Source organism: Prochlorococcus marinus CUG1417 (genome assembly GCF_017695975.1).
In the GTDB taxonomy this organism is placed as follows: domain Bacteria; phylum Cyanobacteriota; class Cyanobacteriia; order PCC-6307; family Cyanobiaceae; genus Prochlorococcus_A; species Prochlorococcus_A marinus_AG.
In genome coordinates this window covers 840761-865783 of sequence record NZ_JAAORN010000001.1, presented here as the reverse complement: position 1 = coordinate 865783, position 25023 = coordinate 840761, and the positions used below count along the sequence as shown (strand labels likewise).

General features: G+C 28.7%; 26 protein-coding genes and 1 tRNA gene. 7 read left to right on the top strand and 20 right to left on the bottom strand.

Annotation, left to right across the window (positions count from 1 at the left end):
- Window positions 1–5: 5 nt before the first annotated feature.
- On the bottom strand, window positions 6–155 hold the full coding sequence (locus tag HA140_RS04940) for a hypothetical protein (RefSeq protein WP_209040024.1): 150 nt from the start codon (window positions 153–155) through the stop codon (window positions 6–8).
- 223 nt (window positions 156–378) lie between these two features.
- Here HA140_RS04940 and HA140_RS09420 point away from each other — a divergent pair, with 223 nt between their 5' ends.
- Window positions 379–510, top strand: coding sequence for a hypothetical protein (locus HA140_RS09420; protein ID WP_257008952.1), 132 nt, complete (start codon window positions 379–381; stop codon window positions 508–510).
- Here HA140_RS09420 and HA140_RS04935 read toward each other — a convergent pair.
- From HA140_RS04935 to HA140_RS04910, 6 genes are all read right to left on the bottom strand, one after another.
- Entirely contained in the window at window positions 507–758 is a 252-nt protein-coding gene (locus HA140_RS04935; protein WP_209040023.1) for a DUF1651 domain-containing protein, read from the bottom strand. The two genes, HA140_RS09420 and HA140_RS04935, sit on opposite strands and share 4 nt — an antisense overlap.
- Before the next feature lie 11 nt (window positions 759–769).
- Complete coding sequence (gene clpS, locus HA140_RS04930) at window positions 770–1057, bottom strand: ATP-dependent Clp protease adapter ClpS (RefSeq protein WP_209040022.1); 288 nt, start codon at window positions 1055–1057, stop codon at window positions 770–772.
- 68 nt (window positions 1058–1125) lie between these two features.
- Window positions 1126–1199, bottom strand: a tRNA-Met gene (locus HA140_RS04925).
- A 29-nt stretch (window positions 1200–1228) separates the two neighbouring features.
- On the bottom strand, window positions 1229–1711 hold the full coding sequence (locus HA140_RS04920; RefSeq protein WP_209040021.1) for a tRNA (cytidine(34)-2'-O)-methyltransferase: 483 nt from the start codon (window positions 1709–1711) through the stop codon (window positions 1229–1231).
- Window positions 1712–1713: 2 nt separating this feature from the next.
- The gene (locus tag HA140_RS04915; RefSeq protein ID WP_209040020.1) at window positions 1714–2274 is read right to left on the bottom strand and encodes a bifunctional adenosylcobinamide kinase/adenosylcobinamide-phosphate guanylyltransferase; all 561 of its coding nucleotides are present in this window, start codon (window positions 2272–2274) and stop codon (window positions 1714–1716) included.
- A 10-nt stretch (window positions 2275–2284) separates the two neighbouring features.
- The gene (locus HA140_RS04910; protein WP_209040019.1) at window positions 2285–2596 is read right to left on the bottom strand and encodes a fusion glycoprotein F0; all 312 of its coding nucleotides are present in this window, start codon (window positions 2594–2596) and stop codon (window positions 2285–2287) included.
- Between the two features lie 111 nt (window positions 2597–2707).
- Between HA140_RS04910 and HA140_RS04905 the strand changes: the two genes are divergently transcribed.
- On the top strand, window positions 2708–3334 hold the full coding sequence (locus HA140_RS04905; RefSeq protein ID WP_209040018.1) for a cofactor assembly of complex C subunit B: 627 nt from the start codon (window positions 2708–2710) through the stop codon (window positions 3332–3334).
- On the opposite strand, the gene lptC is transcribed toward HA140_RS04905, so the two are convergent.
- The 5 genes from lptC to rpmG form a co-directional block, all read right to left on the bottom strand.
- Window positions 3331–3954, bottom strand: a complete 624-nt coding sequence (gene lptC / locus HA140_RS04900) for an LPS export ABC transporter periplasmic protein LptC (protein ID WP_245156200.1) — start codon at window positions 3952–3954, stop codon at window positions 3331–3333. The genes HA140_RS04905 and lptC overlap by 4 nt on opposite strands.
- Entirely contained in the window at window positions 3938–5482 is a 1545-nt protein-coding gene (locus HA140_RS04895; protein WP_209040017.1) for a methionine--tRNA ligase, read from the bottom strand. Before HA140_RS04895 ends, lptC begins: the two co-directional genes overlap by 17 nt.
- A gap of 69 nt (window positions 5483–5551) precedes the next feature.
- Window positions 5552–6736 (bottom strand): ribonuclease catalytic domain-containing protein, encoded by a 1185-nt coding sequence (locus HA140_RS04890; protein ID WP_209040016.1) that lies wholly within the window; start codon window positions 6734–6736, stop codon window positions 5552–5554.
- Between the two features lie 45 nt (window positions 6737–6781).
- Window positions 6782–7003, bottom strand: a complete 222-nt coding sequence (gene rpsR, locus HA140_RS04885; protein WP_002806014.1) for a 30S ribosomal protein S18 — start codon at window positions 7001–7003, stop codon at window positions 6782–6784.
- 17 nt (window positions 7004–7020) lie between these two features.
- Window positions 7021–7215, bottom strand: coding sequence for a 50S ribosomal protein L33 (rpmG, locus tag HA140_RS04880; protein WP_002805540.1), 195 nt, complete (start codon window positions 7213–7215; stop codon window positions 7021–7023).
- 101 nt (window positions 7216–7316) lie between these two features.
- On the opposite strand from rpmG, the gene pheT reads away from it, so the two are divergent.
- The gene (pheT, locus tag HA140_RS04875) at window positions 7317–9761 is read left to right on the top strand and encodes a phenylalanine--tRNA ligase subunit beta (protein ID WP_209040015.1); all 2445 of its coding nucleotides are present in this window, start codon (window positions 7317–7319) and stop codon (window positions 9759–9761) included.
- Between the two features lie 105 nt (window positions 9762–9866).
- Window positions 9867–10115, top strand: coding sequence for a hypothetical protein (locus tag HA140_RS04870; RefSeq protein WP_209040014.1), 249 nt, complete (start codon window positions 9867–9869; stop codon window positions 10113–10115).
- 416 nt (window positions 10116–10531) lie between these two features.
- Here the strand turns inward: HA140_RS04870 and HA140_RS04865 are convergent, their stop codons facing one another.
- Entirely contained in the window at window positions 10532–11542 is a 1011-nt protein-coding gene (locus HA140_RS04865; RefSeq protein ID WP_209040013.1) for a molecular chaperone DnaJ, read from the bottom strand.
- A gap of 143 nt (window positions 11543–11685) precedes the next feature.
- Here HA140_RS04865 and HA140_RS04860 point away from each other — a divergent pair, with 143 nt between their 5' ends.
- Window positions 11686–11865: a hypothetical protein gene (locus HA140_RS04860; protein ID WP_025888349.1), complete on the top strand. Its 180-nt coding sequence runs from the start codon at window positions 11686–11688 to the stop codon at window positions 11863–11865.
- Window positions 11866–11868: 3 nt separating this feature from the next.
- Here HA140_RS04860 and HA140_RS04855 read toward each other — a convergent pair whose 3' ends face one another.
- Together HA140_RS04855 and HA140_RS04850 are read right to left on the bottom strand one after the other, a co-directional pair.
- Window positions 11869–12699, bottom strand: a complete 831-nt coding sequence (locus tag HA140_RS04855; protein ID WP_209040012.1) for a DUF4922 domain-containing protein — start codon at window positions 12697–12699, stop codon at window positions 11869–11871.
- 48 nt (window positions 12700–12747) lie between these two features.
- Window positions 12748–13131 carry a DUF2237 family protein gene (locus HA140_RS04850; protein ID WP_209040011.1) on the bottom strand — a complete coding sequence of 128 codons (384 nt, stop codon included), beginning with the start codon at window positions 13129–13131 and terminating at the stop codon, window positions 12748–12750.
- 98 nt (window positions 13132–13229) lie between these two features.
- Here HA140_RS04850 and HA140_RS04845 point away from each other — a divergent pair, with 98 nt between their 5' ends.
- Window positions 13230–13448 (top strand): hypothetical protein, encoded by a 219-nt coding sequence (locus tag HA140_RS04845; protein ID WP_025888346.1) that lies wholly within the window; start codon window positions 13230–13232, stop codon window positions 13446–13448.
- Window positions 13449–13457: 9 nt separating this feature from the next.
- Here HA140_RS04845 and metH read toward each other — a convergent pair whose 3' ends face one another.
- On the bottom strand, window positions 13458–17024 hold the full coding sequence (gene metH / locus HA140_RS04840) for a methionine synthase (protein WP_209040010.1): 3567 nt from the start codon (window positions 17022–17024) through the stop codon (window positions 13458–13460).
- 17 nt (window positions 17025–17041) lie between these two features.
- Window positions 17042–17956, bottom strand: coding sequence for a branched-chain amino acid transaminase (locus tag HA140_RS04835; protein WP_209040009.1), 915 nt, complete (start codon window positions 17954–17956; stop codon window positions 17042–17044).
- Between the two features lie 72 nt (window positions 17957–18028).
- Here HA140_RS04835 and cobN point away from each other — a divergent pair, with 72 nt between their 5' ends.
- Window positions 18029–21766 carry a cobaltochelatase subunit CobN gene (gene cobN, locus HA140_RS04830; protein ID WP_209040008.1) on the top strand — a complete coding sequence of 1246 codons (3738 nt, stop codon included), beginning with the start codon at window positions 18029–18031 and terminating at the stop codon, window positions 21764–21766.
- A 1-nt stretch (window position 21767) separates the two neighbouring features.
- Here cobN and HA140_RS04825 read toward each other — a convergent pair whose 3' ends face one another.
- The 3 genes from HA140_RS04825 to uvrC form a co-directional block, all read right to left on the bottom strand.
- Window positions 21768–22415 (bottom strand): PHP domain-containing protein, encoded by a 648-nt coding sequence (locus HA140_RS04825; protein WP_209040007.1) that lies wholly within the window; start codon window positions 22413–22415, stop codon window positions 21768–21770.
- Window positions 22408–22974 (bottom strand): protoporphyrinogen oxidase HemJ, encoded by a 567-nt coding sequence (gene hemJ / locus HA140_RS04820; RefSeq protein WP_025933531.1) that lies wholly within the window; start codon window positions 22972–22974, stop codon window positions 22408–22410. The genes HA140_RS04825 and hemJ overlap by 8 nt, the downstream gene beginning before the upstream one ends.
- An 88-nt stretch (window positions 22975–23062) precedes the next feature.
- Window positions 23063–25021 carry an excinuclease ABC subunit UvrC gene (gene uvrC / locus HA140_RS04815; RefSeq protein ID WP_209040006.1) on the bottom strand — a complete coding sequence of 653 codons (1959 nt, stop codon included), beginning with the start codon at window positions 25019–25021 and terminating at the stop codon, window positions 23063–23065.
- Window positions 25022–25023: the final 2 nt, after the last annotated feature.

The following is a 25023-nucleotide window of genomic DNA, read 5'->3' as shown; positions in this document are numbered from 1 at the left end:
AATGGCTAGATATTAAAGGTTATTTCTTGAGTACCTTTCATACAACCTCCAGTTGGATAGTTAATTACTTTTTTTGATATTAATCCAATACTTATAGCAATTATTCCAATACCAAATAAAGCTCTTGATCTTTTGCTTGTGATGAGATACATCATTGGGTATTTATAAGTAATTAATAATGGGAATTATTTAATTATAACGTGGATTTTTTGTTTAATAAAATAATAAGTAACCCTATATCAATAATTTTATAAATTAAGTTTTAGATATTAGATATCTTGAAAATCCTTAATCTATAAATGCTTATATATCTTTTTTCAGTATTTTTAGTTCGTATTTGACAGTCTTTTTATAATTAAAATGAGACTTTTATTTTTTATGAAAAATAAAGAATTTAATGTGACTCAAGGAATGGCTTTGCTACTTTTGAAGCCATTAAATTTACCCGCTAACTATGTCCTAAATCTCATAATTTATATAACTAATCCTAGTAACAATATTGGATACTAATAGTCTTCCCAAACTGGTTTTGTTCTCCTCCAACCTTGAGAGATTAACTTTCTCCATTCATCTCTAGCTTTATCAACTTTAAGTTCTTCTCTTGTTGTCATAAGAGGTGGTTCTTTTCCTAAAACACCAAGAATTCTTCCAGAGTCAATAAACATATATTCAAAAAATTTATCTTTATTTTGATTATTCTTTGAAAACTTTTTAACCCTTGAACGATTCGAATTTATAAGCCAAAAATTTTCTGTCAATCTTACTTATTTTATGTTTTCTCAACTGGAGCCATAGTTAATCCTTTGCTGAATAGTTGCTCATGATATAGCTCTGCCTGTTCAAGATTACCTCTCCATACTTCTGCAGATCCTGTCTTGTCAACTTTGATGGCTAGATCCCATGCCCTTTGTTCACTCATGCTTGGGATTATTGTTAGAAGACAATTTGCGACATGCTGAAAAGTATTGAAATTGTCATCAAGAACTATAACTCTTGCTTCTGGATATTTTGTATTAGATTTTTTTGGATCTAAGACTGTGCCGAGTGAATTAAACATAACTGTCATTAGTACTTTAATTTAATTTAAAATTTCATCTATGTTCTTCAATTGAAAAGTATTGAAAATGTCTCGAGCGTGACTTGAACACGCGACCTGCGGGCTATGAATCCGCCGCTCTAACCAGCTGAGCTACCGAGACATGGGAATATTGTAAGGCATTGGTTGTACTTAATTACCATTTTGAAAATTTATTTGTTTGTGTGCCTCATATATACCAATTCCGCATGCTACAGAAAGGTTTAGACTTCTAACACCTTTTTGATCATTGTTTCCAGTCTGTATATTTGGCATAAATATTGATATTAAAAAGTCGCTTTTATCAATAATGGAATCCGGTAATCCTGCATCTTCTCTCCCAAATAGTAAAATATCATCTTGCTTAAATTTAAAATCCCTCAAATATAATCCATTTTTTTTACTAAAAGAAATTATTCTTTTTGTTGATTTTGACGTTAAAAATTTTTCAAAATTCTTATATTTATTAACAGTAACTAGAGGCCAATAGTCTAATCCTGCTCTTTTTAAATATTTATCTTCTAGCTTAAAACCCAGGGGCTCTATAAGATTTAAAGGTATATTAAATGCAGCACATGATCTGGCAATATTACCAGTATTTTGTGGGATTCTAGGTTCAAAAAGAGCGACTTCCAATTTTAAGTAGGTATTTCAATACTTATTTCATCTATTTTGATTGCTCTGCCGTTTATAGCCAGCCAATTATCTTTTGATATTTTGGTTATTCTCTTTTGAAGTTCGCCGATCCTTTCAATATATGTATTACCAATTTTATATTCAGAGACCAAACTCCAACCTACTTGTTCTCCAACAATAATTGTAATGCTTTTTCTTTTCATTAAGAGACTTATAAGTGAATTCATTTTTGTTGACCATTCATTTTGTTCCTTGCCAATACTTTTCATAACGAATCCGCCAATAGAATCTATTAATAATGGACCTTCTTCTTTCCTTAATGTATTTAATATATCTGTCGTTTCTATTAATTTCCAGTCTTTTGGCCTTCTTTTTCGATGCAAATTAATTTTATCTTGCCATTCTTTATCATCCAAATTGTTTTCAGATAAGGCAACATATGATAAATTTTTTACCTCCTTTGCAAGATGCTCCGCGAATTCACTTTTGCCACTCTTTGTACCCCCTGTAATAAAAACTATATAAGATGAATATTCACTAATACTTAAATCCTTGGGATTCATAAATTCTCTATTATTTAGAGAAATACCACCATGTTGCTAAAGGGATAATTGTTGCAGCAATTAACAAACCTATAACTATATAAGTAGCAGTTGAACTCTCAGTATCTTTTGATCTCATAGTATTAAAATTTGGGTCTACTACAGGGTTGTCGATAGATGAGGGTTGACTTTTTTCGTAATTTATAACAGTCTTCTGTTGAGTAACGCCAAAATATTTATTTATGCTATTAAATTCATTTGCGTAAGCAGTCGAAGGGAGAAGAATAAAAATAAAGCCAGTAAAGATAAGGGAAAGTATATATTTATTGATGTTTTGGTTCATTTTCTAAGGTTTTGGTTAATTATATATTAAAAACCATATGTTTGAGTTATTTTAAATGTACTAAACAATATAATATTTGCATAATTTAATTAGAAATAACATATTTAAAATATGGGATTCAATGGGAAATCATTAATATCAGTCGGTGTAATACTCTTTATTTTTCAGATAGCAAATTTCATTTCAATAGAAACAATCACTCCTGAGCTTGAACGAGCACAAGTGTTAGCCGCAATAGCTTCGTTAATTATTATTTTGATAGGTTTTTTATTTAAACAATTTCAACCCATAGCTGGTGAGAAGGCTGTTTTAAAAGGAGAAAATAAGTTTCTCTTCGATAGAAACATGCCGGATGAAGTTATTGATGAACTTGCATGGGGTTCTGAAGCGATATTAACTTCTACAGCAGCAGCAGCAATATTAATCCATAATGATGGCGTAAATATATTGAGAAGGGGGATCACTTCAAGTAATGATTTTAAACCAGGAGAAACTTGTCTGAGATCTATAAAAGATATGAAATTAATATCATTAGCAAACACTAAATTTTATCCTGGAAGAGATGAATTTTTTAATTTTTGTGCCGAAATTCCGTCTATCTTAGTTGTACCAATAAATAATAAGGCTTTTATATTAATTGGAGGCTGGAGTGCTAAATGTTTTACTAAGTCGGATGAAAAATGGATAAATAACTGGTCGAAAAAAATTAATAATATTTTTTCAAAAAATAAAATTTAAAAATAAATTATCGATTTAACTCTTTTATCTTTTGCTTCAAAACTTACTGAATCAGTATTAAGATTATAAAAAGCATTTTCTGAATTTATTTCATATTTATTATTGTTATTTGCATCTTTAATTATATATTTTACTGGATTAAAAAATTCAATTATGTTGTCTGAACCCAATATCGCTTTTCCTGAATTTAAGATTATATTTTGATTTTCAAATTTTATATTACCTTCTAATAGATAGTTAGTCTCATCTATATTCCAAACAAAATTATCAGCATATAAGGTATCTTCATCTTTTCTAAGAGTCTTTAATTTAACATTCCCAATCAATTTAAGGATTTTATTATTGTCTGATAATATAGATTCTTCTGAACTAATAATGTATTTCGTTACTTCTCCATTAAAAATATTTATGGTAGGTTTTTTTAATTTTAACTTTAATTCAATTTTGTCATAACTAGAATTTGGGCTGGCAATAGAATATAATTTAACTCCTTTTTTAGAGAAAATATTCATATCTAAACTGTTTATTTTTTGTATTACTTTATTTTCATCAATTACATTTGGGGCGCAACCAAACATAAATAATTGAACGAAAATTATTAATCTATAAATGTTGCTCATACTCCAGTTTATTTATAATAGGAGTGGGTTTAGGAAGACTTGAGTTACTAACTAATAATCCCCAACTTAATTGTTGTTTCCAAGGAATTTCTTCTCTGTATATAGAACCAAGTTGTTCATTAATTTTTGTAGATAATTCTGGCAATAAAGGTAGTAATAATAAACCTATTATTCGAGTACTTTCTAAAACGTTATAAATAATTTCTTTAACTAGAGGTAAATTGTCTTTCTCTTTTATTAGTAGCCATGGCTGATTATCGTTTAAATACAAATTTGTATTAATTGCTAGGCCAAGCACTTCATTAGCTGCTAAATCTAATTTGTAAATATCAAAGTTATAAATATAATTTTCAACAGCAATTTTGGCATAATTCTCTAATTTATTTTCACTTAAAATTTTTTCAATATTAGGCACTTTATTATCAAACCACTTTCTAGACATAGACGATGTTCTATTTAATAAATTTCCAATTGTATTAGCTAAGTCATTATTGATGATATCAACAAATCTTTTATCTTGAAAATCTCCATCATTTCCTAGAGATATGTCTTTGATGAGGTACCACCTTACAGGATCATTTCCATATTTTGAAAGTAATAAATCAGGGTCGAGGACATTTCCCAAGCTTTTACCCATTTTTTGCCCTTCTCTTGTCAGAAACCCATGCCCAAAAACTTTTTTAGGAACTTTCATATTTGCAGAAATAAGCATTGCTGGCCAATATACAGCATGGAATCTCAGTATATCTTTACCAATTAAATGAACATCAGCTGGCCATCCTTCATTAATTGATTTTTCCAAAGAATATTCTGCTGCATCAGAATTAATGGCACTTACATATCCAAGCAATGCATCAAACCATACATAAAAGGTATGTTTATCGTGACCTGGGACAGGAATACCCCATGAGACATTTGTTCTTGAAATTGAAAAATCCTTTAGACCTCTAGATACAAAATTTATAATTTCATTCTTTCTTTCTATTGGCTCTATAAAAGAAGGTTCGTTGATTATTTTCTCAATTTCTTTTTGATATTTTGAAAGCCTAAAAAAGAGATTCTCTTCATTTTTCCATTCTAGATTTTTTTGATGTATTGGACACTTGTATGTTGATGAGTTTTCTGGATTATCTTTAAATTCTTCACAACCGACACAATACCAACCTTTTTGAACTCCCATATAGATATCATCTGATGCTTTTACTCTTTCATAAAATTCATTAACAACAAATTCATGATTTTTTGAGCTTGTTCTTATAAATTTATCAAATGATATATTCCAATTTTTCCAATTATTATTAAAGACTTCTGAGATTTCATCACAATGTGATTTTGGTTCAATACCCTTTTCATTAGCTGTTCTTTGTATTTTTAAACCATGTTCATCAACACCAGTGATGAAAATAACATCTTCACCTGCAAGCCTTTTATACCTAGCTATTGAGTCACAAATTATTGTTGTATATACACTTCCTAAATGAGGTTTATCATTAACATAGTATAAAGGTGTAGTAATGACAAAAGTCATAAAGCTTTTTTATTAATACTAACAGATATTTTTTTAAACTATTATCAACCTATTATATTTATTATCTTATTAATAAATAAACTCTAAAAGATTACTATCATTTATAATATATTTAACTTTATATATTTTATTACTATAAATTTCTATTGATACAAAAAGAGTAATAAGTATTTCTAGAGAATAATCTGGAAAAAAAACCAGAGCTATATTTTTTTTATGATTAATCCACTTAACGAATATTATTTTATAAAAAGGTTTTTTTTCATTCTTAAAAAATAATTTTAAATACTTAAATTTATCATTTTTAAATATATTATTATTCTCTGATTGTCTATTCTTTGAATAATCAATTATCCTAGTGACTGAATCTTTACTTAGAACTTCGTAATTATTAATTTTATTATAGACTTGCCTTTGTATAATTAAATCAAGATATCTTCTCAATGGGGAAGTACATTGTACATACATTTTAAGACCTAATGATTCATGAATTCCTGGTTTAGTAGTTATGTAACTTCTTCCCATATATTGTTTTAATATTATATATTTAATATCACTATCATTGTATCTATTAAGTATTTCAGATGGATTGCAGTTTAATTTTTGAATCCTAAATGCAGCTGCTAAATTATATTTATCTAAAAATAAACTTGTTACATAACCCATTAATATCATTGATTCTGCAACTATAATTTGTGAGATTGTTTTCTCTAATTTAGTTATTATAATCTTATCCTCATATAATTTAATTTTATTATTAGGACTTTCAAAAATAATTGCTCCTTGTTTCTTTCTGAATGTAATACTTTTTTCTAATAAATTTTTAATCTCAATTAATTCTATTTCTTCTTTAGGTTCTATTTCTAATATTTCATTTGCATCTTCATATGTTAATTGATATTTTGGTTTTATTATAGCTTCAGTTATTTCATATTTATTTATTGATCCATCGTCATTGAATTCTATTGCTGCACTAATTGTTTCTGAAACTTTATTTTGAGCTAGATTTGCCTTTTCAAGAATATCTTTAGGTAGCATTGGGACATATTGATCAATTAAATATAAACTGCTATTTTTCTTTCTTGCATTTAAATCAACATTAGAGTCATGAAAAAAGAGTTTGCATGGATTACTAATATGTATCCATAAATTTTTTTTATTTCCTTCTTTAATTTCTAATGAAAAAGCGTCATCAACCTCATGTGGATCATCAGAGTCAATAATATATGTTTTTAAATTAGTTAAATCTTTCAAATATTTGTGATATTAATTATAGTGCCAACTATATTCAATATGAAACTATCCTTCGGGATTTACGAAGGGTAAAAGAGCTACAATTCTGGCTCTCTTTACAGCTAATGTAAGATCTCTTTGTTGCTTAGAGGTTAAACCTGTCATCCTTCTTGGTAGGATCTTTCCTCTCTCAGTTATGAATTTTTTTAGTAATTCTACATCCTTATAGTCAATAGGATCTCCAGGTTTGATAGGTGATAATTGCTTTTTGAAAATTGAATTAGGCATGATTTAATTTGATTTGGTTACTTAATTTCTTTGTGAATCGTCATTCTGTTTAAATGAGGATTAAACTTTTTTAGTTCTAATCTTTCAGTTGTATTTCTTCGATTCTTTTCAGTAGTATATCTTGAGACACCATTTGATCTTTTAGGATCTGTGCTTGTCCTAGCTTCAGTACATTCCAGGGTCACTACAACTCTTGTCCCTTTTTTTGCCATTTTAATTAATACTTTATTGTATAATTTTCTATTGTACATCTTCAACAAACTTTTTTGAAGATATACTTATTTCTTTTATCATCATTGATTAAATAATATATATGAAAGTTTCTCAAAATTGGTTGAAAAATTTAGTAGAAATTACCTCTACTCCTGAAGATCTCTCTGAGAAATTGTCTATTGGTGGGTTTGAGGTTGAATCATTAGAAGATTGTTCAGAAAATGTAAATGGTGTTGTTTTAGGTAAGGTATTATCTGTTTTAAAACACGAAGGATCTGATAAACTTTCAATTTGCCAAGTCGATATTGGTAATTCAAAGAATTTACAAATTATCTGTGGTGCGCGCAATATTAAACCAAATATTTATGTTTATGTTGCTACTGTAGGCGCGAAATTAAATGCAGTTGATTTAACTATAAAAAGAAGTGAAATTAGAGGTGTCATGAGTGAAGGAATGATATGTTCATTGCAGGAAATGGGTTTAGAGGACTCTAGCGAAGGGATTGAGATCATTAATCAAGATTTAGCCTTAAAACATAAATTGGGCACTCCGGGAGCTGATTTGCTTCAATTAAATGATTTTATATATGATTTAGCTATTACAGCTAATAGACCTGACGGAATGTCCGTTATGGGTATAGCCCGTGAAATTTCTGCCCTTTTAGAAACCACTTTAAATTTTCCAGAATTAAACCATAAATACAATATTCATTTACTTAAGGGAATTAAACTTTGTCCAGAGGCAATTGAATCTAATTGCATTTATACAATAAGCTGCGTTGATGGAGTAAATGGAGAGAAATTATCGCCAAATTGGCTTAAAGACCGTATAGAAAAATCAGGTATAAAATCTATTAATCTTTTAGTTGATTTGACAAATTATATTCTTTTAGAACAAGGTCAACCTTTGCATGCGTTTGATAAAGATAAACTATCAAACTTAATTGGTAAGGAAGTTTCCCCAGAAGATTTCTCTGTAAGAAAAGGTAAGGACAACGAAAGCCTTATCTGCTTAGATGGTAAAGAATATGACTTAAATGACAATATCACAGTTATTACTTGTTGTGATAAACCAGTAGCTATTGCAGGGGTGATAGGCGGTTTAGAGACTTCTGTGACTAATACTACCTCATCTATTTACCTTGAAGGCGCTGTTTTTAATCCAGTTACTATAAGAAAATCTTCAAAGGCTGTTGGCATAAGAACAGAATCCAGCAGCAGGTATGAAAAAGGGATTTCATCAAAAAATACAATAAGTGCAGTAACAAGGGCAATTAATCTTTTAGAAGAATATTTTTCTATTGATTCACCAATCATCAATACTTCCAATTTAATAAATAATGAGGATGTATTTATTAAACTACGGAGAAATCGAATACATAAAATTCTTGGTCCATTAATAATTAACGATCAATTTGAAAAAAGAAATTTATCTGATAATGAAATAGTGGATAAATTAACACTCATAGGTTGTACTTTAAAGAATAAAGAATATGGCTGGGATGTTGTAGTAATTCCTAATAGATCACATGATTTAATAAGAGAAATAGATTTAATTGAAGAAATAGCGAGATTAATAGGGTATGACAGATTCGACTTAAACCTTCCTAATCCAATTAAGCCTGGAAAATTGTCATCAGAACAGTTGGCATTGAGAAAAGTAAAAAATGGTTTTATAGAAAATGGTTTTAATGAGGTACTAAGCTACTCTCTTGTTCCTGATGATAATGAAAAACTTATAAAGATTTCTAATCCTTTGCTATTAGAAACGAGCTGTCTTAGAGATAATATCTGGAAAGAACATTTGGAGATAGTGAACCGTAATATAAAAGCTGGACAAGCAAGTTGTTATATATTTGAAATTGGAAATGTTTTTCAAAAGAAAACTGAGTTTATTCAAGAAGAAGTTTTGAATGGCGCGATTTATGGAAATAGAAAATTTGGAAAATGGATAAATTCGGGTAAGGATAATGATCTTAATTATTACCAGGCCAGAGGAAAGTTAAAGGAGGCTTTATCATCATTGAACATAAAAATTGAGGATAAACCTTCTGATTCAATTGATTTTCTTCATCCAGGAAGAACAGCGAAACTTTTTATTGAAGGGAAAGATGTAGGTTTTTTTGGTGAAATACATCCCAAATTAATATTAGAAAAGAAGTCATTAAAAAAAGTTTATTTATTTAAAATAAATGTATCTAACCTTTTGGGAGCAAGTACAAGAAAAAATAAATGGATTCCAATATATAAGCAATACCCAATTGTTCCGAAAATTGAAAGGGATATAAATTTTGTATTCAGTAAGAAATATTTAATTAGTGAAATAACATCACAGATAAGAAAAACAGGAAAAAATCTCTTGGAGGATGTAAATTTAATAGATGTTTTTGAAGATAATAAATTTGGAGATGATCATATAAGTTATACATTTAGATTATCTTATAGAGATAAAGATAAAACATTGCTGGACTCTGACATCACATCAATACATTCAAATATCATTTCTAATCTTGAAAAATGTTTTAATACTAAGTTAAGAAATTAAGTGTATTGCTAGTCTCATATGAGACTTTAGCTAAGTCTAATAATAATTCTTATATAAGATAAGTAATAATCCTATAAAACTAATTAATGTTGTATCATAAGTATCATGATAAATTTATTATCTCTATTGCTATCTTCAGTGCTTTGGGTGCAAGTCCCTCAGTGGTCAGATGATTGGTCAAAATGTGCTGTCGATGTTCCTGACGCTTCATGCCATTGGTACATAGCTGCGCCAGACAACACTTTTGGTGATGGGTTTGATTGGGCCAGTGCCCCTTGGTTTGACGTTAACGGTTTAAGCGATGTCCCCAGTATTGATAAACAAACTGCTATCCAGAAGCTCCAAAGCAAGTAGTACTGTCTTAAAGACAGTACGGTAAAATATTAAATTCCCTTATAGCAAGACTTTCTAGGGCTTATTAAATTCTTGGACATTGAAAGGACACAGTTTATTGATTTATTATTCAATTTTAAATTTTTCATAGGCAATAAATGTTTTTTAGACGTGATTAATCCGAATTGATAAATTAATGTATCTTGTTTATCTATTTTGAGACTATATAGTAGACTTATAATAAGTCTTATATAAGAATCGCTATACAAAGAAATTTTTATTTTTTAAAAGTGAATTTATTTTAATCTCATTTAAGCATAATTTTTTTTAAAAATTTAAAAAAAATAATTGATGAAAATAAGAAATTTAAATTAACATTACTCTTATATGAGACTATTAATTGGACTTATAAATAGTCTTATTTGAGAATTATAATACTAATATCTATATAGATTTTTTAGCAATTGATACGCTTCATTTAATTTTCTCATTTGATCTGTTGATCCTCCAGCATCAGGATGCGTCTCTAAGGCTATTGATTTATAGGCCTCCCTAATTTTAGGGAACGTATGTGCGGATCCTGCGGATGTTGATAAATTCAATAATTTAAGTGCTCCATGTACTGTCATTGTTGAGTCCAAAGTTACAAATGAATTTGATCTATTATTTCGCTTAAATCTACTTACAAACCTTCTCATAAGTGTTGGAATTCTATTTATCAGATCTGATGTAGCAAAAGGGTCTTCTAAAACGCCAATCATTAATAATACAGTTTCAAGGGATGGATTGTTCTTTATCCAAAATGGGCATAATTCTGACATTAATTTATTGGCTGCATTCCACGTAAAGGGTAGATTTTCAGTTCCATCAATATTTGGCCATATATCCCTTTCAAACCAATCCATCGAAGCTTCTACTACATTATCATTAGGAACTGATCCATATAAAGTTTTCCAATGACTAATTAACTCAATTCGACATTTTATTAATTCAGTTTCTTTAATTGTATTAATTTCAATATCATTAATATTCTCCTTTAATTTTTCACTATTAATACTTCTTCTTAGATTCTTTACTTTTTTTTCAACAAAATTGGGAAGACTTATGTTTGAGTTGGTTTTTTCTTTATATTGATTATTATTTGTAAATCTTTTATTCAAAGATATCTCATTAACTTCTTTTTTTACGTCTGATTTAATTAATACCAATGCAGTATCTTCATCAATATTTAAATTTTCATTATTATTATTATCGTTAAAGTCTATTTCTTGCTGTTGGTTCTTAGGTAGTAAATCATCTTCTTGAAGAAGTTCTTTAAGTATCTTTTCTATTACAGGTCCTCTTGCTCTAAATCCCCACTCTTTTCGTAATTGATCAAACCTGGAAATTAGTTCCTCAGGTAAATCAATTGAAATTCTTTTTGTATTTGAATTTTCAGGAGTATTCAATAATATTTTCTTAAATAGTATGGAATTTATTTAATTTTATTCAAAAAAAATTGAAAGTCCATACGGAATATTGTTTTTAAATTAAAACCAATTTATTTTTATGTCACAAGTCAATTAAGTATTTTTTTATAATAAAAATAAAAATGTTTAATTGTTATTTCAAGTCATCTAAAGAAAAAAAGAGTTTTTATCAACATAAGAAGTTAGAAATGCTTAATTACATTAAGGATTCACTTGAACGTAAAATTGCCTCCGTAACAGCATCTATAGAAGTTCTAGAAAGCCAAATAAGCAGGGATAAGGAAGTTGAAGTAACTAACTAGTATTCAAACAAAACTTTCTAGAAGTTTTTCAGGGCCAAATTTCTTTAAATAATTAATATTTGAATTTTCAGTTACTAATAGATATCCTGCAAATCCTAAACCGTTAATACTAAAACCATGAATATGATCATTTTTTCTTTTTATAATAGCGATCCATTTATTAGTTATTAAAATATTGTATGGATACATAGGTTTCTTATCACTAATAGGGTCCCCAAGTCCTAATTTCTTAGATAATTCTAAGTAAAATTCAAAAAGACATGATGGATTTTCTAAAAAATTAAATTTGGATACAATAATATTTTTTTTAAGCTTACTATCTATATCTTGATATGAGTTCATCTCTAGAAACCACTTTTCTCTGGGGCATGATATCTCACCTTTAGATCTACGCAGAAGTTGAAAATGCCTGTGAGGTTGACTTGCTCCCGCAATTGGAGAACTATTGAAAAACCATAATCCACTAGTATCTTTATTAACTTGTTGGATCGCGCTCCAATCTTTAATATCTAACCATCCATTTTGAGGTTTCCATTCATTTGTAATAAGTAAAATATGACCTTTTTGTACAGGGTATTTATTTAATATTAGTTGATGATTATCACCAATTTTATCAATTTCTAGTATCTTTTCCCAAGGACAAAATGGATTTTGCTTAGGACCATAAATTTTTTTTTTATTAAATTTTGAAGTATCGAGTTTCCTAATTATGAAGTCGTCTTTTTCATATAAATCCCTTGTAATAATATCAGTTTTGAGAGGAAATAATGATTCATCATCAATTGATAATTGGGTTTGTTCTAGTGCTTTTTTCCAATATATTTCTAAACTCATTTAAATAAATTTATCATTATCATTTTAAAAAAAAAAATAAACTTGTAATTACTTTTTATTAAATTGATATTCTTTCAATTTTTCCAGAGGTACTGATTCTAAGACTACGATATTCGTTGATTCTAATATGACTTTTGGTGCAAGACCGTCTAATAATGCTTGCTTCCACCTATCAAGACAAATACACCAATGATCACCATCCTTTAGTCCTGGGAAGGAATAAATAGGCATTGGAGTTATTAAATCATTACCTTGTGATTTACTATATTTCAAGAAATTATCATCCATTACACAACATATGGAATGATTTCCTCCATCATTTTTGTCATAGTTGCAAAATCCATCCCTGAACCACCCTGTCATTGGTGCGCAACTACAAATCTCAATTTTTTCTCCAAGGACATTTAACTGATTTTGATTATTTTTGGTCATAGATTTTTTAATAATAATAAAACACCAACATTTCTTTAAAAAAGGTTGACGAGTATGGGGGGTAAGGAGGTAATAATTCTAATAAGGTTTTTTTCATTATGGATTGGGACTTTACTGAAAACATTGCATTTAAAGCTCTTTATGAAGCTTTTAAAGATAGTGATGAAACTTCCGCATTAGAATTTTTATCTAGCGATGGTGCTTCATATTATCTTGAGTTAACACAGGATGCCGCGGGTGAGGGTCTTGATCTGGGTGATAATGAAACGATGGAAGAACTTCAGGAAGAAATTATTGAATATTTAGAAAACAACTAAAAATTTAGCTTAAGCGCTGAAATATTTAGCTTTTGAGTGTAGTGAAATGATAGCTGTAGTACTTTGTTCTGGATGGAGTTGTTCAGATTCATCCATGGTCAAGTTTATCCTTTTTGCATCCAACAATGATAATTGTATGTTTGAATCAGATACTTTTGGACATGCAGGATAACCAAAAGAATATCTAGCTCCTCTATATTTTTGAGCTAGTATTTCTCTATTTTTGTCTGGTTCTTCAGACCTAAAACCACATTCAATACGAATTAATGCATGGACATACTCAGCTAGAGCTTCTGCTAATTGGACTGTAAGCCCATGGAATAACAAATAATCGCTATATTTATCTTCTTTAAATAATTTTTGAGAATATTCACTAGCAATATCGCCCATGGTTACTGCCTGCATAGGAAATATATCTATCGGTTTATCATTTTTCAAATCACAATAAAAATCAGCTATGCATAGATTATTCCCAGATTTTTGTCTTGGAAAATTAAATTGTGAAATTTTATTTAATGATTTATTATCAAATAATAAAATACTATTATCTTTTCTTCCGCATTTGAAATATCCATAAACTGCTTTGGGTGAAATAAGTTTTTTTTCTATAATTGCCTCTAACCATTTATCTAACAATGGTTTAGCATATGAATCCAGGTAGTTATTGTATTCATCTACGCTTTGGTTTTTTCCTTTTTTTATTTGCCATTGACCGCTAAATAGAGCTTTTGTATCTAAATAAAAAATTAATTTATTTAAATCTATATCGATTTCGTTCAAGACTTTCGTTCCCAAGAAAGGAGCTTGAATTGGTTCTTCTTCATTTATATATTTAGATCTTATAAAATTTTCTTTTAAATTTAATTTGGAAGTCTCGGTATTTACTGATATTGATTCTTTAACAGCTTGAGAGTTGGATTTTGATGAGGCTAAATTAATATTTATACCTTCATTGTTAATGAAACCCTCTGTATTTGACCAATTACCCTTTTTCTTATTATCCATATATTCATTCATGAATTTAAGATCAGTGAACGCATCTTTTCCGTACAATATTTTCCCTTTATATATTTTGCTGCAGTCCTCATTAACAAATTTTGGGGTTAAGGCTGCGCCTCCTAATATTACTGGTACATCAATATCTTCATTATTAAAAGCCTCTAAATTATCTTTCATAAATGCAGTTGATTTAACGAGTAATCCGCTCATAGCTATGCAGTCGGCATTATGCTTCTTTTGTGCATCTATAATTGCTGAAACATCTTGCTTTATTCCAAGATTTATAACGTCATAACCATTATTTGTAAGTATTATGTCAACCAAATTTTTTCCAATATCATGAACATCGCCTTTGACAGTTGCTATTAAGAGTTTTCCATTAGATATTTTTTGATCTACAGTTTCCATATAGGGTTCTAAAATTGAAACCGCAAATTTCATTGTTTCAGCGGATTGTAGTACAAATGGCAATTGCATTTGACCTGAGCCAAATAAATCTCCTACAACTTTCATCCCATCTAGTAAAAAGGTATTAATTATTTCAAGAGGTTTATATTTTTTTAAAGCTTTATTTAATTGATCCTCTAAACCTATTTTTTCTCCATCAATAATATGATTTTTTAGACTTTCTTCCAGTGTTAAGTTTTTATTTTCTGAAGATGCTTTTTTGAAATCCTGAATAGATAAATCTTGAAATGCCTTTGTTAATTCTACTAATGGATCATATATACAAATATCATCTTCAAATTCTCTTTTGTCATATATCAAATCTAAGCAAAGCTTTTTAGTCTCTTGAGAAATTTTTGATAAAGGCAAAATTTTATTTGGTGCGATAATAGCAGAATCCAATCCCGCTTTAATGCATTCATCTAAAAATATTGAATTTAAATTAATTCTAGATAATGGTGAAAGACCAAAACTAATGTTTGATATCCCCAGTATGATATGAATATCTGGGAAATTATCACGAATATTTGATATAGCAGTAATTGTTTCTTTAGCGTTTAATCTATCTTCTTCTATCCCAGTAGATATTGGCAAAGCTAATGGATCAAAAAAGAGCTCATAATCTGACAAACCACATTCTCTTGTTCTATTAATCGCTCGTTTAACAATGTTATATTTTTTATCTGCATTCCTTGCCATTCCATCTTCATCAATAGTTCCTACAACAAGTCCTGAACCGTACCCCAATGCTAAATTTAGAACTTGATCAAATCTTTCATCACCGTCTTCGTAATTTGTTGAATTTAAAATACATTTACCACCAGCTGACTTTAATCCACTTTCCATTTTGTCAGCATCTGTAGAGTCAATCATTAAAGGCAAATTTATATTGGTAACTAGTCTTGAAGTTATTTCTTTCATATCTTTCACTCCGTCTCTCCCCACATAATCAACATTCACATCAAGTACGTGTGCATTTTCTTTTTGTTGTTGCTTGGCAATTGAAACTAGTCCATCCCAGTCATCGTTATTTAATAACTCCCTTACCTTTTTAGATCCACTTGCATTTAATCTTTCTCCTACAATCAAAATTGAATTATCTTGTTTGTACGGCACAGAATTATATATTGATGATGCAGAAGGAATATATCCACTTGATTTGTTCTTACCATTTTTGCTATTCCTTTCGTTATCAATAATTTCGTCAATTATTGAAGAAAGATATTTAATATGATCAGGTGTCGTCCCACAACATCCACCTATTAATTGAACATTAAAGTCGTAGATAAAATTCATTAGCTGCATTTTTAATTCTATTGGCTTTAATCTGTAGTGAGCCACACCACCAACATTTTCAGGAAGTCCTGCATTGGGAATACAACTGATAGCGAAGGGTGAATTTTCAGACAAATATTTTATATGTTCCTTCATTTGTTCTGGACCAGTAGCACAATTAAGTCCAAGGACATCTATATTAAATGGCTCTAGTATTGTTAATGCAGATGCGATATCAGATCCAACAAGCATAGTACCTGTTGTTTCCATTGTTATAGATACCATTATGGGTAAATCTATATTTTTACTATCAAGTACTTCTTTTGATGCTGATAAGGCAGATTTTATTTGCAATACATCTTGACAAGTTTCAATTAATAGAAGATCAACTCCTCCATCTATAAGACCATATATTTGTTCTTTATATGACTGCTTTAATTCATCAAAATCTATATGTCCTAATGTCGGTAATTTAGTGGTTGGTCCAATTGAACCAGCAACAAACCTTGGTTTATCAACTGATGTATATTTGGACGCAGCGTTTTTTGCTATTAATGCAGCATTTTTATTTATGTCATATGCCTTATCCGCAATATCATATTCATCAAGAACTATGGATGAGGCTCCAAAGGTATTAGTTTCTATAACATGACAACCAGCTTCTAGGAATGAATCATGAACTCTTTCAACTACTTTTGGTGATGATAATACAAGGTTTTCATTACAACCTTCTAATTCTTTTCCTCCAAAGTCATCTGAAGTAAGATTTAAGTTCTGAAATGATGTTCCAGTACCTCCGTCAAAAATAATTAATGGTTTTTCATCTCTATTTAAATAGGTTCTGAAAGATTCCATTTTAGGTGAAAAATAATTTATTTTAGTGAAATTCTTGTTACCCAATTATCATAGTCTTGAGAACGACCTTCTGTTATTTCTATAAGCTTACTTTTTAATTTATTCATTATTGGTCTTTCAACATTTAATTCAGTTGATTCAATTTTTTTAACTGGTGTAATTTTTGCTGCTGTACCAGTTAAAAAAACTTCATCGGCTATTAATAATTCTGTTTTATCAACAGGCCTCTCAATTACATTTATTCCAAATGATTTAGCTAATTCAATTACACTAGCTCTAGTAATACCCTCAAGGATATCTTGATCAACACCAGGAGTGATTAAGTCTCCATTCCTTACAATAAATAAATTCATACCACTAGCTTCGCTTACCTTACCACTTGAATTTAATAGCAGGGCTTCATCAAAACCCGATAAACTAGCTTCTGTTTTGGCTAATGAACTAGTAATATATGCTCCACTTATTTTTCCTCTTAAGGGGAGAGATCTATCTTCTTGCCTTGTCCAACTACTCATTCTACATGAAACACCATCTGGGGATAGATAATCTCCTAGTTCAATACAATAAATAAAGAAATTTGTTTCAATATTGTGTAACCTTGGCGCTATACCTAAATCGCTTGTATATACAAATGGTCTTATGTAAATAGGTTTTTCTGGCTTGTTTCTTTTTATAACTTCTTCTAAAGCTTTAAAAATATATTCTTCAGAAATTTCAGTTAAGAGTAATTTTGCACTTTGAGATAATCTTTTTATATGTTTATCAGTTCTAAACAAAAGGAATTCATCTTTGTTTGTTGGGTTAGGTATTGCTCGCATTCCTCCAAATGCAGCAGTACCGTAATGAAGTGCATGAGTAGCTATTGATATTTTTGCTTCTTTAAATGGAATACATTTACCTTCGAACCAGGCGTATGGAAGAAATTCATGCATATTTAATTTATTTAATTAAGGTAAACTTGTTTTATCCTACTTACTTATTCTAAACCTTATTTATATATAAAAATGCACAGGATATTAAATATAGCAGGAAATGAAAAGAATAAGGATGATTTAATTGAGCAACCAGCTGCAGATTTTATTTTTATAACAAGTGTCAAGACTGATTTAAATCTTATATCAAACTTGTTGTTAGAAAAAGATTTTGCTTCATTAAAAAATAATATAAGAGCTTTAGAAATTTCTAATTTAAATTCCTCTGCTCAAATAGATAATTATTTATTAAAAACAATAAATTATGCAAAAGTAGTCGTACTTAGAATATTTGGAGATAAAGGTACATGGAACTATGGAATAGAACAACTTTTAAATTGGCAAGCAGTTAATAAAAAAAGGAAGTTAGTAATCCTTTCAGGCACCATTGACCAGGAAATTTCCTTATGTGAAATAAGTAGTATAGATAAAAATATTGCATTAAATATTTCTAGATTACTAAGATCTGGAGGACTGGATAATTATAGAAAGTTTCTTAATTGTTTAAATTATTTAGTTTTAGATGAAAAATTAATTCCTGATGATTTTTTGAATATTACTTTTTATGCAGATCCCTATTTACACGATTGGAAAAATGAAAGTGGCGAAAAGATAGGAATAATATCCTATAAATCACTTTTTTTGGCTAATGAAATTGAAGTAAACGAAAAACTTAACTTGCAATTAAGAAAATGCGGATTATCTCCTAAAACATTTTTTATTTCAACACTAAAAGATAATATTATCCAGAAAAAATTAATTGAAATTTTTAAAAAAGAAGATATTAAACTAATAATTACCACAACTTCATTTTCTTCATCTCAAATCAAAAATAATGAATTAATTGAAAATTCAACAAATATTTTTACTTCTCTTAAAATTCCAATTTTACAGCTTCTTTCTTCTAATAGATCAAGAAAAAAGTGGTTAAATTCATCTATTGGAATGAATTCATCTGATTTATTAATGCAAATAATTATTCCTGAATTTGATGGAAGAATTACTACCTGTCCTTCAGCATTTAAGGAAATAATTTCTAAGAAAAATACACTATATAGTGAAATAACTAGTTACAAAGCTGATCAAGTAGGTATTCAATGGATTTCAAAATTTGCAACAAATTATGTGAAACTTCAGAAACTTAATAATTTTGATAAAAGAATTTGTTTAGTAATAAGTAATTATCCAGTAAAGAACGGAAGAATCGGTAATGGCGTTGGTCTAAATACACCATCTTCAATAATAAATATTCTTAATTGGTTAAAAGAAGAAGGTTATGACCTTGGATCTTGTAATTATCCTCAAGATTCTTCGGAATTAATGACAATGCTTATAAAAACTAGAACTAATGATATTGAATCTCAAAATAATAAACCATTAGATTACTTACCACTTAGTGAATATTTAAAATATTGGAATTATTTAGAAATTGATCCCAAAAATATTATTGTTAGTCGTTGGGGTAAACCATCTGATGCGATCGATCTAGATAATAAAGGCTTCTCAATCAATGGTATTAGATTTGGAAAAATAACATTATTGATTCAACCTCAACGAGGTTATGACGCCTTCACCGATAGAGATATTCATTCTCCCGATCTTCCACCTCCCCATAGATATTTAGCACAATATTTTTGGATTGAAAAAGTTTTTAAGGCAAATGCTATTTGCCATATTGGTAAACATGGGACTGTTGAATGGTTACCTGGTAAATCTATAGGTCTCAGCAATAAATGTTTTCCAAATATTATTTGTCCAGCAATACCAAACATATATCCCTTTATCGTAAATGATCCTGGAGAAGGATCCCAAGCTAAAAGAAGAACTGCTGCAACAATTATTGATCATTTAACCCCTCCTTTGGATAGGTCAGAATTATATGGAAAATATTCAATATTAGAAAATTATTTAGACGAATATTTTGAAGCAAAATTATTAAATTCTAATAGGATTGAAATAATAGAAAATTCCATTTTTGAATTAATAAAAAAAGATTTTAGCGAAATTACTTTAAAGAATAAAAATAATCAAATAGAAGAAATTGATTCCTTTCTTTGCAAAATTAAAGAATCTCAAATTAGGACAGGTTTGCATATTTTTGGCAATAGGCAGAATGATATTAATGAAATAAATTTATTCTTGTGTATTGCTAGAGTACCAAATACGAACCGAATTGGTGTTACTCAATATATAGCAAAACATTTAAAACTAGATTTGAATCCTTGGACAAATCAATATGATCAAATGTTAAGTGAAAAGGATAAAAAAATATTAATGACTTTTTCCAACAAAAACCTTTTAAATTTTAGAATGGCTATTGATTTTTTGGAACAACAAGCAAAGTATTTAATATATTTGTTTTTTTACAAAAAGAATATCAATATAAAAAATCTAGAAAAATATAAAAATCAGAAAATAATAGACTATTTCGTTAATGAAAAAAAACATAATACGTATTTTTTATTATTAAAAGAAGAGATTCTAATTCCAATCATTAATTCTTCGTATAATGAGAAATTATCATTTATTAATTCATTAAATGGAAAATATGTAAAAAGTGGTCCATCTGGAGCTCCTACGAGAGGTAAAACTGAAACTTTACCCACTGGTAAAAATTTCTTTTCAGTTGATTCGAGAGGACTGCCAACTGAATCAGCATGGAGTGTTGGTTGTCAGTCTGCTTCACAAATACTTGATTTATACAAACAAGATAATGGAGAAGATTTAAAAAATATAGCAATATCTGTATGGGCAACATCCACAATGAGAAATGGTGGTGAAGACATTTGTCAAATACTATATTTATTAGGAGTACAGCCTATTTGGGATGGGCCTTCAAGAAGAGTAGTTGATCTAGAAATCATTCCTTTATCTGTTCTCGAAAGACCAAGGGTTGATGTTACTTTAAGGATTTCAGGAATGTTTAGAGATGCATTTCCACAGTTAGTTAAATTAACTTCTAAAGCAATAACTCTTGTTTCTAATCTTAATGAGGATGATAAATTTAACCCTCTCGCTGGGGCATCAAGGGATGGTGATTCAATTAATCGTATATTTGGGTCAGCGCCAGGATCATATGGAGCTGGTCTGCAAGAACTAATTTCAAATTCAAATTGGGAAAATATTGAGGATTTTGGAGAATCTTTTCTTAATTGGAGTAAGTGGATTTACAGTGATAATCTTGAACCTATAGAGGATAAAAAATCATTAGAAAATGCTCTTAAAAATGTGCAGTTAGTAGTTCATAACCAAGATAATAAGGAACATGATATTTTAGATTCTGATGATTATTATCAATTTCAGGGCGGATTATCTTCAGCAGTAAAAAAAATGAGCGGTAAATTTCCTGAAATGTATCATGGTGATTTATCAAAATATGGATTATCCAAAATTTCAAAATTACAAGATGAAATTAATAAAGTTGTTATATCAAGAATACTTAACCCTAAATGGATAAATGGAATGAAGGATAATGGTTATAAAGGAGCGTTTGAATTTTCAGCTACACTAGATTACTTATATGCTTTTGATGCTTCTACTGAAGTAGTCTCAGATTGGTGTTATGAGGAAGTTTATAAATCATGGTTATGTGATCTGGATCTTAGGAATTTCTTTCTAGAGAACAATCCATGGGCTTTAAGAGACATTGCACAAAGATTTCTTGAAATTGTCAATAGAAAAATGTGGAATAATTGTTCATCAGATGTCATTGAAAATTTAAAGAACATAATTATTAATACTGATTCAATAATTGAAAAAAATGAATTCTGAATTATCTACCTAATAGCGAAAGTCCATGACTATCTGTTCCGCATGTTTTTAGCATTGAATATTTATCTGCTAATTTATCTATTTCTGAACATACAAATAAACTAGGATTCCATACTTCATTAAGTTCATAATCGTACCATACCTCTATTCCATCAATACCTTGTATTTTAGCCTCTGGAATTAATTTATAAAAGGGAATCCTGTATCTCGCTGGATGTGCAAGAAATGATAAACCACCAGCTAAATTTATTGCTTTTATAACTGATTTAATATTTAAATCATTACCTATTGGAGACTCCCCAAGGATGTAGGGATTTAGGTATTTACTTTTTATATCTATTCCTAATCCAATTACATGTACTAAACATCCTAAAATCAAACAATTAATTTCTATTCCCGAAATTAATGTAAAAGAATCTTTAGGATAATTTTTGAGTATATTATTTTTTTTTATATATTCATGAGCTTTAACTGTATGATGATCGGTTATTGATAAAAATTTCAAGTTATTTTTATAAGCTTGTTCTAAAAGTTCATATGGTTCTAAACTTCCATCACTAAATTTTGTATGACAGTGAAAATTAATATTTTTAGGACAACTATTTTTATTAATATTGGAAGTTAATTTTACTAAGTCTTCCCTATTCATTACTTAATGAATTCTCATTTTTCTTTCTAATCTTTGCATATAATTGTATTGAAGCCAACATGAAAATAATTAGTCCAACTACGCTCCATGTAGCAACACTAGTTGGAAAATTATTTTTAAAAATAACTAAAAGTACAATTATAAATAATAATAAAGTAGGCAATTCATTTAATAATCTAAGGTTTTTTGCTGAAATGGTTGAAGTACCATTATGTAATGAATACATTATTTTATAACAATAAGAATGATAAATTACTAATCCCAAAACAAAAGAAATTTTAATTTGCAACCACTTCTCACTTAACCAACTTGGTTGCATAATAACCATGCAAATAGCCATACTTAAAGCTAATATCATCCCAGGTGTTGTTATTATATTCGCCAGCCTTTTTTCCATTAAGGTGTATTGTTTATTAAAGGCAATTTTTAATTCATTATCCATATTTTTAGATTCTTCATGATATATAAAAAGTCTTACTAAATAAAAAAGTCCCGCAAACCAAACGATTACACCAATAATGTGAAGTGATTTAAACCAGAGATATGCTTCAGCTGCCAAATTACTAGATCAATTAAAAAATATATATTTTTAATATAGTTATATTTAACAATATCAAGAAATCTATTTTTCAAAAATTAATTAATATTTATAACTCGTTAAAATATTCATATATATCATTTACTGAATTTTTTCCAAGTCCTTTAACTTTTGATAAATCCTCTTTACTAGCTATTCTTATCGCGTCTATTGATTTAAAATGCTCAAGCAATTCTCTTATTCTTGATGGTCCTAATCCACTTATTTGGGACAATTGAGATCTATTCATTCTTTTAGATCTTTTGTCTCTATGAAAAGATAATGCAAATCTATGTGCTTCATCTCTTACCCTTCTTAATAGAAGAACTCCTTTTTGATTTTCATCAGTATCAAGAGACTTAGTAAATCCTGGAATAAATATTTCTTCATTTTTTTTTGCCAATGAACATATAGTTACTTCTTCCTCAAGATTTAGTTCTTTTAATGCTTTAATAGCTGCATTTAACTGTCCTTTTCCTCCATCAATCATTATTAAATCAGGCCAATCTGATAGAAGTTCATTGTCTAATTTACTATTCGTTTTATCATTTAATATTGAAAAATCCCCTCCGCTTTTTTTAAATCTTGACCATTTTTTAAACCTTCTATGTATTACTTCATATATCGAAGCAAAATCATCGCTATGTCCTACAAAAACGTTTGGATCTTTAATTTTATATTTCCTATAATCTTGTTTAGAAGGAATCCCATCAATAAAAACGACTTGTGATGCTACAGGGTCACTACCTTGAATATGGCTTATATCATAACCTTCAATTCTTTTAGGTTGTTCGCTTAATTCAAGTATTTGGGCAAGATCCTCAATTGATGATTCATTATCTTGTATCCCATTTAATATTCTATCTAATTCCAATTTCGCATTTTTTAAAACCATTTCTACAGTTTCATGTTTTTTATTTCTTTTTGGGATTAAGATTTTTACTTTCTTTTTTCTAAGCTCCGTTAACCAATCCTCTATGGTTGTTTGCTTTGGAAGTTTATATTGAATAAGAATTTCTGATGGTATTTCTACAGGTTCAACATTCATATAATGCTCTTCTAATATCTTTTGTAAAATAAGATTTTCATCTTCATTATCTAATTTTTGACTATAGCCAATTCTCCCAATGAGCTTACCAGATCTCATTTGAAAAATTTGTATACTAGCTACATTTTTTTCTGAAACTATTCCAAAGATATCTCTATTAATTGAAGAATCTGGTATTGATATTTTTTGTGATTCAGTTAATAATTTTAAACCTGAAATTTGGTCTCTTATTTTTGCGGCATTCTCATAATCTAAATCATTTGAAAATTGCAGCATTTTTTTCTTTAAAAATATTTCTAAGTCATCATTTCTTCCCTGAAATATCATAGATACTTGTTTCATTATTTTTTTATAATCGTCAGATGATATAACTTCCTGGCAAACACCTGGACATCTTCCTATTGAATAATTCAAACAAGTTCTATCTTTATAAACTGGCCTTGGTCTTTGTCTAAGTGGAAATATTTTTTTTATCGTAAATAATGTTCTCCTTAATAATCCGACATCAACATAAGGTCCATAATATCTATCTAAATTATTTCTATTTCTTCTTCTTCTTGTAATATATATTCGAGGATATTTTTCACTCCAAGTTATACAAAGATATGGATATTTCTTATCATCCTTTAAAAGAATATTAAAATATGGTTTGTTTGTTTTAATTAAATTTGACTCTAAATTTAATGCTTCATATTCGCTATCTGTAACTATTATTTCTATTTCAGTTATTTGACGAACCATCAAACTTAATCGGGGAGTCAAATCTGAGTAATTATTGAAATAACTACTTACTCTACTGCGTAGTTTTTTAGATTTACCGATATAAAGTAAGTTATTATCAATATCTTTAAAAAGATAACAACCAGATGACTTTGGAATTTCTGATAATCTTGATTTTAATAACTCCTTATTATTAATTAATTTATATTCAATTTTAAAATTATATTTGTTATTTATTTTTTCGATAGAGGAATTACTCATTT

What these genes read in the sequence shown, in the direction of transcription:
- rpmG (WP_002805540.1), bottom strand. Translation starts at nt 7,215, where the DNA reads ATGGCAAAAAAAGGGACAAGAGTTGTAGTGACCCTGGAATGTACTGAA.
- HA140_RS04850 (WP_209040011.1), bottom strand. Translation starts at nt 13,131, where the DNA reads ATGACCAAAAATAATCAAAATCAGTTAAATGTCCTTGGAGAAAAAATT.
- HA140_RS04895 (WP_209040017.1), bottom strand. Translation starts at nt 5,482, where the DNA reads ATGACTTTTGTCATTACTACACCTTTATACTATGTTAATGATAAACCT.
- HA140_RS04910 (WP_209040019.1), bottom strand. Translation starts at nt 2,596, where the DNA reads ATGAACCAAAACATCAATAAATATATACTTTCCCTTATCTTTACTGGC.
- HA140_RS04825 (WP_209040007.1), bottom strand. Translation starts at nt 22,415, where the DNA reads ATGAATAGGGAAGACTTAGTAAAATTAACTTCCAATATTAATAAAAAT.
- HA140_RS04845 (WP_025888346.1), top strand. Translation starts at nt 13,230, where the DNA reads ATGGATTGGGACTTTACTGAAAACATTGCATTTAAAGCTCTTTATGAA.
- HA140_RS04915 (WP_209040020.1), bottom strand. Translation starts at nt 2,274, where the DNA reads ATGAATCCCAAGGATTTAAGTATTAGTGAATATTCATCTTATATAGTT.
- HA140_RS04855 (WP_209040012.1), bottom strand. Translation starts at nt 12,699, where the DNA reads ATGAGTTTAGAAATATATTGGAAAAAAGCACTAGAACAAACCCAATTA.
- lptC (WP_245156200.1), bottom strand. Translation starts at nt 3,954, where the DNA reads ATGAGCAACATTTATAGATTAATAATTTTCGTTCAATTATTTATGTTT.
- uvrC (WP_209040006.1), bottom strand. Translation starts at nt 25,021, where the DNA reads ATGAGTAATTCCTCTATCGAAAAAATAAATAACAAATATAATTTTAAA.
- clpS (WP_209040022.1), bottom strand. Translation starts at nt 1,057, where the DNA reads ATGTTTAATTCACTCGGCACAGTCTTAGATCCAAAAAAATCTAATACA.
- HA140_RS04835 (WP_209040009.1), bottom strand. Translation starts at nt 17,956, where the DNA reads ATGCATGAATTTCTTCCATACGCCTGGTTCGAAGGTAAATGTATTCCA.
- HA140_RS09420 (WP_257008952.1), top strand. Translation starts at nt 379, where the DNA reads ATGAAAAATAAAGAATTTAATGTGACTCAAGGAATGGCTTTGCTACTT.
- cobN (WP_209040008.1), top strand. Translation starts at nt 18,029, where the DNA reads ATGCACAGGATATTAAATATAGCAGGAAATGAAAAGAATAAGGATGAT.
- pheT (WP_209040015.1), top strand. Translation starts at nt 7,317, where the DNA reads ATGAAAGTTTCTCAAAATTGGTTGAAAAATTTAGTAGAAATTACCTCT.
- rpsR (WP_002806014.1), bottom strand. Translation starts at nt 7,003, where the DNA reads ATGCCTAATTCAATTTTCAAAAAGCAATTATCACCTATCAAACCTGGA.
- HA140_RS04870 (WP_209040014.1), top strand. Translation starts at nt 9,867, where the DNA reads ATGATAAATTTATTATCTCTATTGCTATCTTCAGTGCTTTGGGTGCAA.
- HA140_RS04860 (WP_025888349.1), top strand. Translation starts at nt 11,686, where the DNA reads ATGTTTAATTGTTATTTCAAGTCATCTAAAGAAAAAAAGAGTTTTTAT.
- metH (WP_209040010.1), bottom strand. Translation starts at nt 17,024, where the DNA reads ATGGAATCTTTCAGAACCTATTTAAATAGAGATGAAAAACCATTAATT.
- HA140_RS04905 (WP_209040018.1), top strand. Translation starts at nt 2,708, where the DNA reads ATGGGATTCAATGGGAAATCATTAATATCAGTCGGTGTAATACTCTTT.
- HA140_RS04940 (WP_209040024.1), bottom strand. Translation starts at nt 155, where the DNA reads ATGATGTATCTCATCACAAGCAAAAGATCAAGAGCTTTATTTGGTATT.